This is a genomic window from Stenotrophomonas sp. 115C5, assembly GCF_056861055.1.
Genome location: NZ_JBSPUQ010000007.1, coordinates 99,351 through 116,094, shown reverse-complemented (window position 1 = coordinate 116,094; position 16,744 = coordinate 99,351). Strand labels below are relative to the sequence as shown.

General features: G+C 63.3%; 11 protein-coding genes. 4 read left to right on the top strand and 7 right to left on the bottom strand.

Features of this window, described 5'->3' with window-relative positions:
- Positions 1–21 precede the first annotated feature (21 nt).
- The 4 genes from AC13FN_RS10975 to AC13FN_RS10960 form a co-directional block, all read right to left on the bottom strand.
- Positions 22–2,904: a TonB-dependent receptor plug domain-containing protein gene (locus AC13FN_RS10975; protein WP_043401138.1), complete on the bottom strand. Its 2,883-nt coding sequence runs from the start codon at positions 2,902–2,904 to the stop codon at positions 22–24.
- 196 nt (positions 2,905–3,100) lie between these two features.
- Positions 3,101–5,128 carry an alpha/beta hydrolase family protein gene (locus AC13FN_RS10970; protein ID WP_049436800.1) on the bottom strand — a complete coding sequence of 676 codons (2,028 nt, stop codon included), beginning with the start codon at positions 5,126–5,128 and terminating at the stop codon, positions 3,101–3,103.
- 140 nt (positions 5,129–5,268) lie between these two features.
- On the bottom strand, positions 5,269–8,076 hold the full coding sequence (locus tag AC13FN_RS10965; protein ID WP_482984865.1) for a TonB-dependent receptor domain-containing protein: 2,808 nt from the start codon (positions 8,074–8,076) through the stop codon (positions 5,269–5,271).
- Between the two features lie 341 nt (positions 8,077–8,417).
- Positions 8,418–11,207 (bottom strand): TonB-dependent receptor plug domain-containing protein, encoded by a 2,790-nt coding sequence (locus AC13FN_RS10960; protein WP_482984866.1) that lies wholly within the window; start codon positions 11,205–11,207, stop codon positions 8,418–8,420.
- A gap of 214 nt (positions 11,208–11,421) precedes the next feature.
- On the opposite strand from AC13FN_RS10960, the gene apbC reads away from it, so the two are divergent.
- Both apbC and dcd read left to right on the top strand, forming a co-directional pair.
- A complete protein-coding gene (gene apbC, locus AC13FN_RS10955; RefSeq protein ID WP_026347084.1) occupies positions 11,422–12,276 on the top strand; it encodes an iron-sulfur cluster carrier protein ApbC in 855 nt (284 codons plus the stop codon).
- A gap of 77 nt (positions 12,277–12,353) precedes the next feature.
- Positions 12,354–12,926, top strand: a complete 573-nt coding sequence (dcd, locus tag AC13FN_RS10950) for a dCTP deaminase (protein ID WP_010483020.1) — start codon at positions 12,354–12,356, stop codon at positions 12,924–12,926.
- Between the two features lie 74 nt (positions 12,927–13,000).
- Here dcd and AC13FN_RS10945 read toward each other — a convergent pair whose 3' ends face one another.
- Genes AC13FN_RS10945 through AC13FN_RS10935 form a run of 3 tightly spaced genes read right to left on the bottom strand, consistent with a single transcriptional unit; the run spans position 13,001 to position 14,274 of the window.
- Entirely contained in the window at positions 13,001–13,168 is a 168-nt protein-coding gene (locus tag AC13FN_RS10945) for a LiaI-LiaF-like domain-containing protein (protein WP_005418011.1), read from the bottom strand.
- Positions 13,169–13,183: 15 nt separating this feature from the next.
- A complete protein-coding gene (locus tag AC13FN_RS10940; RefSeq protein WP_010483023.1) occupies positions 13,184–13,606 on the bottom strand; it encodes an HIT domain-containing protein in 423 nt (140 codons plus the stop codon).
- Positions 13,603–14,274: a dienelactone hydrolase family protein gene (locus AC13FN_RS10935; RefSeq protein WP_049409172.1), complete on the bottom strand. Its 672-nt coding sequence runs from the start codon at positions 14,272–14,274 to the stop codon at positions 13,603–13,605. Before AC13FN_RS10935 ends, AC13FN_RS10940 begins: the two co-directional genes overlap by 4 nt.
- 203 nt (positions 14,275–14,477) lie before the next feature.
- On the opposite strand from AC13FN_RS10935, the gene rimO reads away from it, so the two are divergent.
- Together rimO and AC13FN_RS10925 are read left to right on the top strand one after the other, a co-directional pair.
- Positions 14,478–15,839, top strand: coding sequence for a 30S ribosomal protein S12 methylthiotransferase RimO (rimO, locus tag AC13FN_RS10930; RefSeq protein ID WP_049436796.1), 1,362 nt, complete (start codon positions 14,478–14,480; stop codon positions 15,837–15,839).
- Positions 15,836–16,672 (top strand): DUF3025 domain-containing protein, encoded by an 837-nt coding sequence (locus tag AC13FN_RS10925; RefSeq protein ID WP_054172243.1) that lies wholly within the window; start codon positions 15,836–15,838, stop codon positions 16,670–16,672. The genes rimO and AC13FN_RS10925 overlap by 4 nt, the downstream gene beginning before the upstream one ends.
- Positions 16,673–16,744: the final 72 nt, after the last annotated feature.

The following is a 16,744-nucleotide window of genomic DNA, read 5'->3' as shown; positions in this document are numbered from 1 at the left end:
GGTGCTGCGATCAGGCGTGGATCAGAACTTGTACTTCAGGCGCACGAACGGGGTGCGGCCGTAGTAGTCGTACTGGGTGGCGAACGGGTAGGTGTTGCCGTAGCGCGACGAGTAGACGCTGCTGGAGATCAGCGGCGGCTTGGTGTTCAGCACGTTCGCCACGCCCACCAGGATCTGCCAGTCGGCCTGGTCGTAGCTGACCGAAGCGGTGTGGTAGAAGCGGCTCTCCAGGGTGGTATCGCGGTAGGAGTTCGGTCGGTTCTGGTAGGTGAACTTCTCGTCCAGATCTGGATCCTTGGTCTGGGCGATGTACTGCGTCAACCAGTTGTAGGTCCAGTCACCACGCTTCAGGCTCAAACCGAGGTTACCAACCAGGTCCGGACGGCCCAGGTCACCCAGACGGTCGGACGAGGACAGGCCACTGGCAGCCGCGCTGTCGAACAGCTCTGCGGTGTCTTCCACCGTGTAGGTGATCTGCGAGTCCAGCGAGAACTTGCCGAAGCTGAACTCATGATCCCAGTTCAGTGTCATGTCCCAGCCGCGGGTGCGCTGGCGGTTGATGTTCAGGTACTGGGCATACACCTCGGTCACCATGTTCGCATTCGCGCTGGTGCTCGGATTGCGGCGCAGCAGGTCGCAGTAACGATTCGGATAGGTGGTCGATTCGTAGCAGCCCTGCAGGATGGAGGACGCACCGAGTGAGGTGATCTGATCGCGCACTTCGTAGTCGAAGTAGTCGATGGCGATGCTCAGGTCGGCGAACGAAGGCGTGAACACAAGGCCGACGCTGCGCGCGCGCGAGGTTTCCGGAGTCAGGTTCCCGTCCTTGCCGCCGCGGGTATACACGGTAGCGCTGGAGTTGCCAGCGGCGGTGTAGTCGGCCGGGATGCCTGCCGCGCCACAGTTGGCCTGGATGCGGGTGTTGTTGCTTTCACCCCAGCGGATGCAGGGATCGATCTGCGTCTGCGCCAGGAAGCCGGTCTGATTGCCCAGGTACATTTCGTACAGGCCCGGTGCGCGGTAGGACGTGCCGATGGTGCCGCGCAGACGCAGCGAGGGAATGATCTGCCAGTTCAGGCCGAGTTTCCACACGTTGTCCGAGCCGGAGATCGAGTCGTACTTGAAGACGCGGCCAGAAGCATTGGCCGACAGCGATTCAACACCGGGCAGGCCCTTCAGCAACGGGATGTCGAACTCGACAAACGCTTCCTTGACCTTGTCATCGCCCTTCGTGCGATCGGCTGTGGTCGAACCCCACAGATCGTAGTTCTCCGGCGCCGGCCTGTCGTCGATCTTGTAGTTGCGGTACTCGAAGCCCACCGCAGTAGCCAACGCACCCGCCGGCAGGTCGAACAGTTCACCACTGAACACCGCGTTGACGGTGGTCTGATCGTAAGTGGTCTTGCCGTTGGCCCAAACGCCGAGGATGCCGATCAGCTCATCGACCTTGGCGCCGCTCAGGTAGCCGGGGTCGAAGTAATTGGCTGCCGGGGTGGTACCTGCACCCGGGCGGCCGAGGTCACCGCTTATCGAGTTGCGGATGCCAAGGGTGCTGTACTTGCCGTTGGAACGGGTGTAGTTGGCATTGACTTCCCAGGCCCAGGTGTCGGTGCCCTTGATCAGGCCATCGAGTTTGTTGGCGAAGTAGAAGTAGTCAACTTCCGTGTTGGAAATGCTCTTGAACGGCATGACTGGTTGTGCCGTTGCGGTGGCACTGCCGGGCAGGCGGACAGTCGGGAAGAACTGGCGCCACTGGAAGTTGTCAGTAGTGCGGTTGTTGTACAGGAACTGGGTCTTCCAGTTGAACGAATCGAAGCCGAAGTCGGTCGCGAAGTAGACCGACTTGCGTTCCTGTTTGTTGACGATGTGGGACTTGCCGTAACCCAGGAAGTTGTTGGGCTCTTCATAGGTGGCAATCGGATTGCCGTTGGCATAGGTCTGGTTGGCACGCGGACGGTAGCCCGGGAACGGGCCCACCGTGGAGCCGTCCGGGCTGGGCACGTAGCGGGTGGTGACACGGTTGTTGGTCACGTCCACGACGTTGTGCAGCATGTTCTGGCAGCCACCCAGATTGGTGTTGGCCATGATCGAGCGGTCGACACGATCGATACGGTTGCCATCTGCGTCCCAGACCAGATCTTCAGCGCACTTGAAGTAGTCGCGGTCGCCGCGGGTCAGTTCATTCTGCTTGTACCACTCGACGGCTGCGACGATGCTGCCCTTCTCGAAGTTCCAACCATTGGCCAGCGAGGCGGAGAACACTTCGCCACCGCCTTCCGTCGGCACGCGGCCAGTCACGGTGAGTTCCGGGCGATCGAAGTGCTTCTTGGTGATCAGATTGACTACGCCGGCAACGGCGTCGGAACCATAGATCGAAGACGAACCATCCTTCACGATCTCGGCACGCTGCAGCACAGCAGTCGGCAGCACGTTCAGGTCGAAGGCCCCGACGGCGCCACGAGTACCTGCCGGGCCCGGGCGCTGGCCGTCCAGCAGAACCAGCGTGCGGTTGGCACCCAGGCCACGCAGCGAGAAGGTCTGTACGCCGGTACCACCGTTGGTGTTGAAGCCACCGAACTGGTTGGTGATCTGGGTTTCTGCGGCACCAATGGCCGACTTCTGCAGGAACTCAGCGACGTTTACCTGTCCCTGGGTCGCATTTCGTTCTGTGTCGATGGTGAAGACCGGGGAGGTGGTCTCATAGTCGGCACGGCGAATCAGTGAGCCGGTGACCGTTACCTTGTCAAGGTCGGTCGCCTTCTTGCTTTCAGGGGAGGCGCTTGACGCCGCGGCTTCCTTTTGTGCTGCTTCCTGGGCCAGAACCGGTGCTGCTTGAAGACATGCGACCACTGCCAGGGCGAGCGGAAGGCGGCTTGGCGAAATTAGGCGGTTGGTACTGCGCATACTGTTTGACCCCCATTTGTTATGCTTCGGTTAACGGAGTGTATGTTGGGCGTAAAGTAAATGCAACGTGAATGATGCTGTTGCGTAACTTATTGTTGCTAATGGTCAATTCAGCGTTCTGGGGGCAAGAACCCCGCCAACCTGGCGGTGGCGGGGCGGGCTGGTAGCCGCGGGTCGGGGGTAGGGGGTAGGGGGGTCAAAGCCCGCCCGGTCCACAGTCCTTTGCGAGGAAGTCGGCCATCAGTGGCAGCGTTACCTGGTAGTGGCGGGGGTACCACGGCATGCTGTGCGGCATGTCCGGAATCAGCTCGAACTTTGCCGGTACCTTGTCTTTCACTGCGCTGTAGAAGTTCTTGGCATGGAATGCCGGGGTACGCACGTCGCGATCACCAACGAACGTCAGGAGCGGAATATTGGCCTTCGCGGTGTTCTGCATCGGGTCCATGCCTTTGACGGTCTGCCCCTGCAGGATCCGCTGCAGCCTGTTCTCGCTCCAGGAAACACCCAGTCGTGCGAGATCCGTAACGGGCGCGCCTGCGATGGCGCACTGGAATGGCGATGGGGCGCGGACCGTCGCAGCAGCAGCAGCAAAGCCGCCGTAGGAATAACCGAAGATGGCCAGACGATCCTTTGCCGCGATGCCTTGCTGCACGAGCCAGGCAGCGGCGTCGTCATTGTCATCCTGCATGGTCAGGCCCCACTGCTTGTCACCGGCAAGCCAATGCTCGCGACCGAAACCGGTCGAACCCCGGTACTGCGGCCGGATCACGGCGTAACCGCGTGACGTGAAGAACGGCACCCAGCCAGACACATCCCATCCGGTGTAATCGCGTGCCCAGGGGCCGCCGTGCGGATGCACCAGCGCCGGAAGCGGTGCATCTCCCTGTTTCCATCCAACCGGAAGATCGACAATCGCCGGGATCTTGCGGCCGTCACGCGCTGTGTAGGTGACCCAGCGTTGCTCGCCGATCTGCTTGCCATCGACCCAGGGTCTTTCGCTGCCCAGGGTGGTGACCTGTTTGCGATCACTCAGCATGCGGTAGGTCGTGGGCTGATCGGCGGCATTGGTCGTGAACAGGACCCGCGACAAGTCGTCGTTGTAGCCAGAGATGGCAACGTAGGTGCCTGGGTAGGCCTGCTTCAGGCCTTCGTACAGGCCCTTCATCTGCGGGTCCACGTACACAGCCTCGCGGCGTGGGCCTTCGAGGTAGAACCCAAGAACCTGATTGAAGTTGCTTGGCTTGGTGCCCAGGATCAGGCCGCCAATCGGATACTGGGGATGTGCTGCCAGCGGTTCGTTGTCGAAGGTTCGGTTGGCGGGATCGTACAGGCGTGCTTGGACCTGCTCCGAGAACCTGTCGGTGAGCACGTACAACTTGCCCGTCTGGTCGTCGATCCCGACAACGTCCATCGTGTAGCGATCGCTCAGGCGCGTGGTCAGCGGGTCATGCTTCTCGAACTGGCCACTGCCCTTGTTCTTGATCAGTATCTGCTGCTCATACTCGTTCGAGCCCGCAGGTTCGATCTGGGTGCGGGTCAGCAGTTCGCCATCGCGGGGGTGGAACAGGCCTGGCGAGGAACGGGCGTCGCCACGGAACAGCAGCCCGGTCTCACCAGTGCGCAGATTGAATAGATAGTAGTTCGACGACAGTGTGGACTGGTTGACCTGGGAAATGATCACTCTGTCCGGATCCAGCGGTAGAGAATGCACGAGCGAGGCCGTACCCGCGATCTCCAGACAGCGGCGGGTCTGTTCGCTGATGCCCAGCTTGCGACTGTTGTCGGCAAAGGCTTCGTCAAACTTGGTCTGGCTGCTGTCGGTCAGGTAGGCTTTGGCCAGGAAGGTCTTGGTCGAGCCTACAGAGTTGCCTTCGCCACAGCCCGCCAACTGCGCGGTCAGCTCCTGGCGACCGATCACCAGGCTGCGGCCCGCCTTCAGGGCGCTGGCTGCAATGAACTTCATGCGGTCACCGGAAGGCGTGATGGCGACCGGTCCTGCGCCCAACTTGTCCAGATTCCAGTTGGCCAATGCGGTGTCGCCATTGTTGCTGCCCGGTGCGGCGATAATGGCGACCAGTTGTTTACCGTCCGGACTCATCGAGACGGATTGGATCGCAGGGATTTTGGCGAAGTCTTCAACCGGCAAAGGGGCGGAGCTGGCCTGGCTGGCGGCGAGTGCCAGGGCGGCCACCAGGGCGGTACGGGTCACAGCAGGGCGGTTCATCTTCGGACGTCCTTGGCGTTTATCCATCAAGATGACCTGAAGATGAACGAGTGCCGGGCGTCCGTCAACTGCATGTGAAACCCGCAGCTGACCGCGTGCCAGGGCGCCCCGTCAGCACGGGGCGCCCTGGCGCGGCTCGTTTACTTGCCGCCGAACTCGTACTTGGCCTGCACGTAGATGGCACGCCCGTAGGCGTTGTACAGGTAATTGTTGTACGGCTGGCCGCTGGTCCCGGCGAAGCTGAAGCGCTGGTTGTCCGGCATCTTGTTGAACACGTTGTTGACCATCAGCGACAGGGTCAGGTTGTCCAGCGCGCGATAGTTCACGCTCAGGTTGTAGGTGGTGTAGGACCCCCACTTGCCTGCCTTGTAGCCGGAGCTGTGGACGTAGTCGTAGCCATTGCCCACGTAGGCCATGTAGTTCGGCGTCTTGCCGATGTAGTTGGCATACAGGGTGGTGGTCCACTTGTCCTTGGCCCAGCCGACCGAACCATCGGCGCGCACCTTGGCGTACGAGTCGTATACCCACATCGCGTACGGGTCACGCAGCAGGTCCAGGAACTCATCGCCTGGCTGCGGCTGCAGTTCGCGCTTGAGCATGTCGGTGTAGTTGCCCGAGAACTGCAACGAACCGAAGCGGCCCATGTCGTGCACGTACTTGAAGCTGGCGGTCAGCGCTTCCAGGTTCTGGCGGGCGACGTTCATCTTCGGGGTGTAGATCTCGTCCAGCACGCCGGACGCATCGCGGGTGATCCAGTCGTTGACGTTCTGGCAGCTGGCCGAGGTGTTGTTGGCCTGGCCGCCACGGCAGTAGTACTCGGCCAGCAGCAGCTGGTCGGAGCTGAGCGTATCGACCTCGTTCCTGATCTTCCAGTTGTAGTAGTCCACCGACAGCGACAGGTTGTTGATCGGTGCCCACACAACACCTGCGTTCCAGACGTCGGCGGTGATCGGTTCCAGGTCGGGGTTGCCGGCGCGGGTGCCGAACACCGAGACGCTGTCATACGGGCAACCGGTGGTGTTGGCCGGGTCGTAGCCCAGCTGACCGCAACGGTAGTAGTCGGTGGAGCCGTTGGCGTAGTAGCCGCTACGGCCCTGGAATGCGTCGGACAGGGTCGGCGCACGGAAGGCGGTGCCGTACTTGCCGCGGAACAGCAGGCTCTCGATCGGGCGGAACTCGATGCCGATGCTGTAGGTGGACTTGTCGACGGTGTTGCTGCCGATCTTGAAGGCGTCGTAGCGGCCGGAGCCGGTGACTGTCAGCGTGTCATGCAGCGGCAGACGCAGCTCACCGGTCACCGCATAGTTGCTGCGGTGGCCGGCGCCGGAGACCGCCGTGGTGCCCCAGACGCTGCCATCCATCAGGCCCGGATCGGGGCTGTAGTCCCAGCCTTCACTGCCACCTTCAACGACCACGGCCAGGCCGGCGTCGCCGCCGGGCAGCTTGAACAGTGAGCCGTTGGTGACCTGTGCACGGGCCAGGTTCTGCCAGGTACGGCTCTGGCTGTAGCTGTAACCGGTGAAGGTCTGGAAGTCTCCGGCCGGCAGCGGCGCGTAGAAGGCTTCCCAGTTCGGGCTGTAGATGTCGTAACCGGCGCTGGTGGTGCCCAGCACCGGGCCCAGCACGCGCTGTTCGAAGTAATCGTTGATCGGGTCATTCCAGCGCACGAAGTTGCGCTCGGTCAGCTTGTACTCGCCGCGGGTGAAGCTGAGGCTGTAGTCCCAGTTGCCGGCCGTGCCGCGGCCGCCCAGCGTGACCTGGTAGGCCTTGTTGCGGTCGGTGTTCATGATGTCGCGGTAGCCGGCGCCACCGATGTCTTCCGGGGCGAACACCCGCTGCAGGTTCATGTACTGGCCGCTGGTCTGGTCATAGAAGCGGCCCCAGCCGGACGAGGTGCCCCACCAGGTGTAGCCGGAACCCGTCGCGTACTTGACCTCTTCCAGGCTGTACAGCGCATCGCCGAACAACTGGAAGTTGTCATTCACGTCGAAGGTGGCAGAGCTGTAGATCTGCGCGCTTTCCTTGCCGTTCTTGATGGTCTTGTAGCCGGTGCCATAGGTGGAGCCACATGCCTGGCCGGTGGGCCGGGTGCCGAGCACCGTGGTGCCATCGAACTGCCCGGCGACATTGGCGCACAGGTTCGGGTCCATCATGGCGTAGGCGTTGTTGGCGGCCGGCAGCAGCACCAGGAAGTCGTTGGAGACGTACTGCGGGCTGTAACCGTCGGGATTGTTGACCTTGGTCAGATCGCGCTGGTAACCCCAGATCGGGCTGGTCTTCTCATACTGCACGTTGACCAGCGCATGGAAGCGATCATCCACGCCATTGAAGCCGCGGGCGCCGCTGAGGCGGAAGCTGTTGCCGCCGCCTTCACTGTAGGCGCCACCACGTACGTTGAGGACGCCACCATCCATGCGTTCCTTGAGGATGATGTTGACCACGCCAGCGATCGCATCGGAGCCATACAGTGAGGACTGGCCACCCGGCAGGATCTCGATGCGCTCGACGATGTCGATCGGAATGCCGCTGATGTTGTTGAACGTATCGCCGCCGTTGTACAGCGCCGGATACGAAAGCATCGGGCGACCGTTGATGAGGTACTTGGTGTAACCCGGGCTGAGGCCGAACATGCCGGCGGCTTCGGCGCCCTGGGTGAACGAGGCCGAGGTCTGGCCGCCCTGCAGGCCACCCGTGGACAGAGAGGACTGCTGCAGGACATCGGCAACGCTGGTGAAGCCGCGGGTCTGGATGTCCTCGGCGGTCACGGTCAAGACCGGCGTGTGGTTCTCGATCTCGGTCTGCGGAATCAGCGAACCGGTGACCGTCACGCGGTCAAGCTGGGTCGGCGCATTGTTGCTTTGCGCCAGGGCCGTGCCGGAGGCGAGCAGCGTGCCGAGGAGGGCGAGGGTCAGTGGGTGGCGCGAGAGTGTGGAACGATGGCGAGACATGGAAAATCCCCGTAGTGAGATGTCTTGGCGACCGACTTCCATGTCGGTTTAACGATCTGTTCAGTTGCATTCCATTCAGTCGGACCGTAACACGCACTTAACGCAGAGGACACGCGATCGTCATTTCGTCAATCGGGGTTTGGCCTGAAAAATGTCGGTAAATCAATGGTTAACGCCAATTGTTTTGGTGTGTTTCAAAAGATGGCGATATGAAGGTCATTCTGTCGTAGTGCATTTGCTGCTTCTGCATCAGTGCTTTACCGAAGGCTTCCTGGAACCAAAAAAAAAGGCCCCGCCGAAGCGGGGCCTGGTCCAGACACGGAGTCCGGAAAACGACGGGATCAGAAGTTGTACTTGACCTGGGCCGAGATCTGGCGGCCGTAGACGCTGTAGAAGCCGTCATTGAACGGGGTCGATTCGTTGCCCGGGTAGTTGTAGCGCTGGCCTTCCGGCAGCTTGTTGAACACGTTGTTGACCATCAGCGACAGGACCAGATCTTCCTGTGCCTGGTAGTTCATGCTCAGGTTGTACGTGGTGTACGAACCCCACTTGCCGGCCTTGGCACCGGAGGAGTGGACGTAGCCGTAGCTGCGGCCGGTGTAGGCCAGGTAGTTCGGGGTGCTGCCGACGTAGTTGGCGTACACGGTGGTGGTGAACTTGGCGATGTTCCAGGCCACCGACAGATCGCCGCGGACCTTGGCGAAGTTGTCGTAGTACCACATGTTGTACGGGTCGCTCAGCAGGTCGAGCTTGGCGGCGCCCGGCATCGGCTGCACTTCACGCTTCAGCATGTTGGTGTAGTTGCCGGAGAACATCAGCGAGCCGAAGCGGCCGATATCCTGCTGGTACTTGGCCGCCACGGTCACCGCTTCCAGGTTCTGGCTGGCAACGTTGAGCTTCGGCGTGTATACGCGGGTCAGGTTGCCCCCGGCGTCGCGGGATATCCAGTTGGTCACGTCACCGCAGCTGGCCGAGGTGTTGTTCGGCAGGCCGTTGTGGCACTGGTACTCGGCCAGCAGCAGCTGGTCGGAACTCAGGGTCTTGACCTCGTTCTTGATCTTCCAGTTGTAGTAGTCGGCCGACAGCGAGAAGTTGCTGACCGGAGCCCACACCACACCTGCGCTCCAGACATCGGCGGTGATCGGCTTCAGGTCCGGGTTGCCGGACTTTTCGCTGTACACCGAGGTGTTCTTGTAGAACGAGCAGGCCTCATCACGCAGGCCATAACCCATCTGGCTGCAGCGGTAGTAGTCGTTCTGGCCGGACGAGTACGAACCGCTCATGCCCTGGAAGGCATCGGACAGGGTCGGTGCGCGGAAGGCGGTACCGTACTTGCCGCGCAGCAGCAGGCTCTCGATCGGACGGAATTCCAGGCCGATGCTGTAGGTGGCCTTGTCGACGGTCTTGTCGGCGATCTTGAAGGCGTCATAGCGGCCCGAGGCGCTGACGGTCAGGGTGTCGTGCAGCGGCATGCGCAGTTCGCTGGTGACCGCGTAGTTGCTGCGGTGGCCGGCGCCGGCGACGGCGGTGGTGCCCCACACATTGCCATCAACGAACGCCTGGTCCGGCGAGTAATCCCAACCTTCGCTGCCACCTTCCAGCACGACGGCCAGGCCGGCATCACCGCCCGGCAGGCTGAACAGCGAGCCGTTGGTCACCTGCACGCGACCCAGGTTCTGCCAGGTCTTGCTGCGGTGGGTACCGTAGCCGGTGAAGCTGGCGAACTGGTCCGGGGTGATCGGCGAGTAGAAGGCCGCATAGTCCGGGTTGTAGATGCCGAAGCCGCCAGCCGAGGTGCCCAGGCGCGGGCCCAGCACGGTCTGGCCGAAGAAGTCTTCGATCTTGTCCTTCCAGCGCACGAAGCGGTTCTGGTCCAGGCGGTACTCGCCACGGGTGAAGCTGGCGCTGTAGTCCCAGTCGCCGACCATGCCCTTGCCGCCCAGGGTGACCTGGTAGGCACGGCTTTCGTCGGAGTTCATGATGTTGTTGTAGTGGCCCGGGCCGATTTCTTCCGGCGCGAAGGCGCGCTGCAGGTTCACGACCTTGCCCAGGCCCTGGTCGTAGAAGCCGCCCATGACCGACTTGGTGCCCCACCACAGGGCGCTCGAGCCGGAGGTGAACTCGGTCTTTTCCTTGCTGTACATCACGTCGGCGAACAGCTGGAAGTTGTCGTTCACGTCGAAGGTCATCGACGAGTAGAACTGGCCGCTGTTCTTGCCGTTCTTCAGGGTCTTGTAGCCGGCGCTGTACACCGAACCACAGGACTCGCCCGACGGGCGCTGGCCGACCACGGTGGTGCCGTCATACAGCCCAGCGACGTTGGCGCAACGGCTCGGGTCCATCATCAGCAGCTTGTTGTCAGCGTTGGTGATGACGGCGAAGTCGTTCGACGGAACCTGGGCGGTGTAGCCGACCGGGTTGTTCTGGCGGGTGATGTCGCGCTGGTAGCCCCAGATCGGGCTGCCGTTCTCGATCTGCACGTTGAACAGCGCGTGGAAGCGGTCGTCGAAGGCGTTGATGCCCTTGGCAGCGCTGAAGCGGATGTTGCTGCCGCCGCCTTCGGTGTAGGTGCCGCCACGGAGGGTCATGGTGCCGCCGTCCATGCGCTCCTTCAGGATGATGTTGACCACACCGGCGATCGCGTCCGAGCCGTACAGCGAGGACTGGCCGCCCGGCAGCACTTCGATGCGCTCGACGATGTCGATCGGAATGCCGCTGATGTTGTTGAAGGTTTCGCTGCCGTTGTACAGCGCCGGATACGAGAGCATCGGGCGGCCGTTGATCAGGTACTTGGTGTAGCCCGGATTCAGGCCGAACATGCCGGCGGCTTCGGCGCCCTGGGTGAACGAACCCGAGGTCTGGCCGCCCTGCAGGCCGCCAGTGGTCAGCGACGACTGCTGCAGCACTTCAGCAACACTGCTGAAGCCGCGGGTCTGGATGTCTTCGGCGGTGATGGACATCACCGGGGTCTGGGTTTCAACCTGGGTCTGCGGGATCAGCGAACCGGTGACGGTGATCTTGTCCAGGTTGGTCGCCTTGTCCTGGGCCATTGCCGGGGCGGCGGCCATCAGAGCGGAAATCAGGGCGACGGCGAGCGTGTTGCGACGTGCGGTGTTGCTTACGTAGTTCATGTAGTTCCATTGGAGAGCAAAAACAAAAACGGCACTGCGCATGCGCCATCGCGCGGGCTGGAAATGCCAGCTCCGCAGCCCAAAACAGTGCGGGTCGAACGTAACATGAACTTAACAATCTGTGCACGAATCTGTAGCAATCCTGAATTTCAGTCAGGTTACGTCCAGCTTGTATGATGCTCGGTTATTCCCCCTGACCCCGCCGGTGCTCGTTGTGAACAGTTCTCCCCGCCGTCCCCATGCAAGCCAGGTCCAGAAGGGACTCACGCCGCATGCCCGCATCCGCAATGTGATCGCGGTTGGTTCGGGCAAGGGCGGCGTCGGCAAGTCGACCACCGCGGTCAATCTGGCCGTGGCGCTGCAGCAGCTCGGTGCGCGCGTGGGCGTGCTCGACGCCGACATCTATGGCCCCAGCGTGCCGGCCATGCTGGGCCTGTCCGGCCGCCCGGAAAGCCCGGACAACAAGAGCATCGAGCCGCTGCGTGCGTTCGGCGTCGACACCATGTCGATCGGCTACCTGATCGAAGAGGACACGCCGATGATCTGGCGTGGGCCGATGGCCACCTCGGCGATGACCCAGCTGTTCAACGACACCCTGTGGGACGACCTGGACTACCTGCTGATCGACCTGCCGCCGGGCACTGGTGACATCCAGCTGACCCTGACCCAGAAGATTCCGCTGGCCGGTGCGGTGATTGTCACCACGCCGCAGGACATCGCCACGCTGGACGCGAAGAAGGCGCTGAAGATGTTCGAGAAGGTCGAGGTGCCGGTGCTGGGCATCGTCGAGAACATGGCGGTGCATACCTGCAGCAGCTGCGGGCATGTCGAGCACCTGTTCGGCGAGGGCGGCGGCGAGCGCATGGCCGCGCAGTACGGCGTGCCGTTGCTCGGTTCGCTGCCGCTGCAGATCGGCATCCGCGAGCAGGGCGATTCCGGTACCCCGATCACCGTGGCCCAGCCGGATTCGGTTCCGGCCCAGGCCTACCGCCATGCCGCGCAGCGCCTGATCGAGGAGGTTGGCAAGCGTCCGCGTGCCTCGATCCCGATCCTGTCGTCGCTGCTGTAAGTGCCCGGGCAGGGGCCGCCGGCGACGCCCGGCCCCCTGCTAGAATCCTCGCGCCCCCTCGCACCCCAGGACAAAGCATGAGCATCAAGAGTGACCGTTGGATCCGCCGCATGTCCGAGCAGCACGGCATGATCGAGCCGTTCGAGGCCGGGCAGGTCAAGCAGGCCAACGGCGAGCGCATCGTCAGCTATGGCACCTCCAGCTACGGCTACGACGTGCGCTGCTCGCGCGAGTTCAAGGTGTTCACCAACATCAACTCGACCATCGTCGATCCCAAGCACTTCGATCCGGGCAGCTTCGTCGATATCGTCGGCGATGAATGCATCATCCCGCCAAACAGCTTCGCGCTGGCGCGCACCGTGGAGTACTTCCGCATCCCGCGCGACACCCTGGTGGTGTGCCTGGGCAAGAGCACCTACGCGCGCTGCGGCATCATCGTCAACGTGACCCCGCTGGAACCGGAATGGGAAGGGCACGTGACCCTGGAGTTCAGCAACACCACGCCGCTGCCGGCGCGCATCTATGCCAACGAAGGCGTGGCGCAGATGCTGTTCTTCCAGGCGGCCGCCGATGACATCTGCGAGACGTCGTACCGCGATCGTGGTGGCAAGTACCAGGGCCAGACCGGCGTGACCCTGCCGCGGACCTGAAGATTGAAGGCGATTTGTGAAGCCGAGCATGGCTCGGCTCTACATGAAGGAGGCGGCGCAATGCGCCGCCTCCTTTATTTTCCGCGACCGAACAGCATCGCGATGCCGACACCCACCAGTGCCACCGGCCACCAGGTCAGCAGCAGCTTGGACAGGTTCAGGTGCGTCCAGCCGAGGTTGCTGGCGAGCATGAACAGGCCGATCAGGATCAGCAGGACGGCGGCAACGAGGTTGAATCGCATCGGGTCGGCAAACGCTCAGGACTGGGCTGGATATCCTAGCCGTTCCTTCCAGTAGGCGACATGTTGGTCCAGTGCACCCGGCTCGTAGCGGTGCGCGGGGCCGCTGCCCCAGACCGGGCCCGGCCACGCGGGGTCGCCGTCATGGCGGCCGATCACATGGAAATGCAGCTGCCGCACGATGTTGCCCAGCGCACCGATATTGATCTTCTCCACCCCGTCGGCACCCTTCAGGGCCTTGCAGGCGCGGTTGAGCTCGGTGCGCAGCTTGTCCTGCTGCTCGCCGTCCAGCTCGATCCACTCGGTCACCCCGGCAAGGCGCGGTACCAGCACCAGCCAGGGGAATCGTTCGTCGTTCATCAGCCGCACTTGCGACAACGGTCCTTCCGCCACCAGCACGCTATCGGTGGCCAGGCGTGAATCGAGTTCGAAATCGCTCATCCAAGATGCTCCGAGAAGAAGTCCAGGGTGCGTTGCAGCGCCAGGGCGGCGCTGTCTGGATCATACGCATGTCCGACCTCCCGGTTGAAGGCGTGGTCGGCCGGATAGACGAAGGTGGCCATCTGCGGCAGCTTCTCGCGATGGGCCTGGACCGCCTCCGGCGGGATGCTCCTGTCCTGGGCGCCGAAGTGGAAGATCACCGGGGCCTTGGGCGTCTCATCCAGGAACTGGACATTGCGCGCACCGTAGTAGCTGGCCGAGGGCAGGCCCAGGCGCAGGGCCGACAGCATCGCCACCGTGCCGCCCCAGCAGTAGCCCACCGTGCCGACCTTGCCATGGGGTGCCAGCCGGGTGGCGGCCGCACGCACGACCTCCAGCGCCTTCTCCATGCCCAGTGCGGTCACCCGTTCCAGGCCCTGCTTCACGCCTTCGGCGTCATAGGGCAGGGCATCCGGATCGGCTTCTGCACCGTCGACCAGGTCAAAGAACGACGGCGCCAGCACCGCGTAGCCTTCGGCCGCGAAGCGCTCCGCTACGCCGCGGATGTGCGGGTTGGCGCCGAAAATTTCCTGCACCACCACCAGCCCGCCACGCGGGGTGCCCTCCGGCAGGGCCTGCCAGGCCCGTACCGGGCCGTGATGCGTATCCAGGGTGATCCACTCGGCCATCGTTTCCATCTCGTTGTGGGGAACAGAACGGCATTGTCGGTGCAGCGTGGGTTAGCGCGATGTCAGCGGCTGTGCGGGATCGGGCGGCTGGCCATTCAGAGCGCGGCCGCCAACCCCGGTATACTGGCGCCCTTTCAGGCCCCGGCCCCCAGGAACCCCTGCCACGACGGCAGGGGCCCAGGCCCCCAGAGTCCCGCGATTCCATGTCCCAGCTGAACCCCAAAGTCGGCTTCGTCAGCCTTGGCTGCCCGAAGGCCCTTGTCGATTCCGAACGCATCCTTACCCAGCTCCGCTCGGAAGGCTACGACATCGTCCCGTCCTACGATTCGGCCGATGTGGTGGTGGTCAACACCTGTGGCTTCATCGATTCGGCGGTGACCGAGTCGCTGGACGCGATCGGCGAGGCGATGAACCAGAACGGCAAGGTCATCGTCACCGGCTGCCTGGGCAAGCGCCCTGAGCAGATCCGCGAGGCGTACCCCAACGTGCTGGCGGTGTCCGGCCCGCAGGACTACCAGAGCGTGATGGAAGCGGTGCATGAAGCATTGCCGCCCAAGCACGATCCGTTCGTGGACCTGGTGCCCGACTACGGTATCAAGCTGACTCCGCGCCATTACGCTTACCTGAAGATTTCCGAAGGCTGCAACCACAAGTGCAGCTTCTGCATCATTCCGTCGATGCGCGGCAAGCTGGTCTCGCGCCCGGTGGATGAGGTGCTGCGCGAAGCCGAGCGCCTGGTGCGCGGCGGCGTGCGTGAGCTGCTGGTGGTTTCGCAGGACACCTCGGCCTATGGCGTGGACGTGAAGTACGCCGAGAAGATGTGGCGCGACAAGGCCTACCAGACTCGCCTGAAGGCGCTGTGCGAAGGCCTGTCCGAGCTGGATGCGTGGGTGCGCATGCACTACGTCTACCCGTACCCGCACGTGGACGAGGTGGTGCCGCTGATGGCCGAGAACCGCATCCTGCCGTACCTGGACATTCCGTTCCAGCATGCCAGCCCGCGTATCCTGCGCCTGATGAAGCGCCCCGGTGCGGTCGAGAAGACCCTGGAGCGCGTACAGAACTGGCGCCGTATCGCGCCGGACATCACCGTGCGTTCGACCTTCATCGTTGGCTTCCCGGGCGAGACCGAGGCCGAGTTCGAAGAGCTGCTCTCGTTCCTGGACGAGGCGCAGCTGGACCGCGTCGGTGCGTTCGCCTATTCGCCGGTGGAAGGCGCCACCGCCAACGACCTGCCCGATGCGGTGCCGGAGGAAGTGAAGCAGGAGCGGCTGGCCCGTTTCATGGAAAAGCAGGCGCAGATTTCCGCTGCGCGCCTGGAGGCCAAGATCGGCACCGTGCAGCAGTGCCTGGTCGACGCCATCGAAGGCGATATCGCCGTGGCCCGCTCCAAGGCCGATGCCCCGGAGATCGATGGCCTGGTGCACATCCAGAATGCCGACCAGGTGCCGCTGCGCGTGGGTGAGTTCGTCGACGTGGAAATCACCGAGAGCGACGAGCACGACCTGTACGGTGACGCGCTGCCGGCCGCTACCCGCCCGGCATTCGATCTCAAGATGCTGTGACCACAGCGACGACCGCCGCCGGTGACGGCAGCGGTGTCCGCCGCTTCGTGCCGCCGCCGCGTGCGGCGGTCGATCCGCAGGTGTTCGCGCACCCGGTGTTTGCCGGATTGCGCGACGTTCGTGATCTGTTGGAAGGCCCGGAGTGGCCGTCCATTGCAGCGCTCGAGACACGCCTCACGCTGCCCGGCAAGCACCTGGTCGAGCAGGATGCCGCGCTGCTGGCCGACGGCCTGCACTACGAAGCCCGCATCGCGCAGGGGCTTATCGCCACCCGCGCCGACAACTGGCATGACCTGTTCAATGCACTGGTGTGGGCCCGTTACCCGCAGCTCAAGCAGGCCCTCAATGTGCAGCAGTGCCGGCATATCGAGGCCATGCCGCCGGGCCAGCGCAACCGTGCGCAGGCCGCGTTGACCCAGTTCGATGAGACCGGCGTGATCGTGCGTGTGCGCGATCACGCGCCGCTGACTGCCTGGGATGCCCACGACTGGCGTGCGCTGTTTGAATCGAGATATTGGCTGAGCGGAGACATCGCCATCGCTGCGGTATTCGGGCACGCGCTGATGGAGCAGGCGCTGCTGCCGGGCCGCCGGCTGGTGGGCAAGTGTGTGGTGGTGCACGGTGAAGTCGATGATGCCTGCGTTGACGCAGTGACTGCGGCCATCGCCGAGGGCAGGGCAGTGACCGATCCGCTGCAGCTGCGTCCGCTGCCGTTGGCCGGAATCCCGGACTGGTACGAGGGACAGGATGTCGCCTTCTACGCAGATGCCGCGTACTTCCGCCCGCTGCGTGCCGGCCGCCAGTACCCGCCGCCGTTGATGTCCTCCCTGTAGAGCCGAGCCGATGCTCGGCTGGAGGGCGGCCACACCCCCGCCACCGCGCGGGCCCACCCCAGCGGGGAAAAC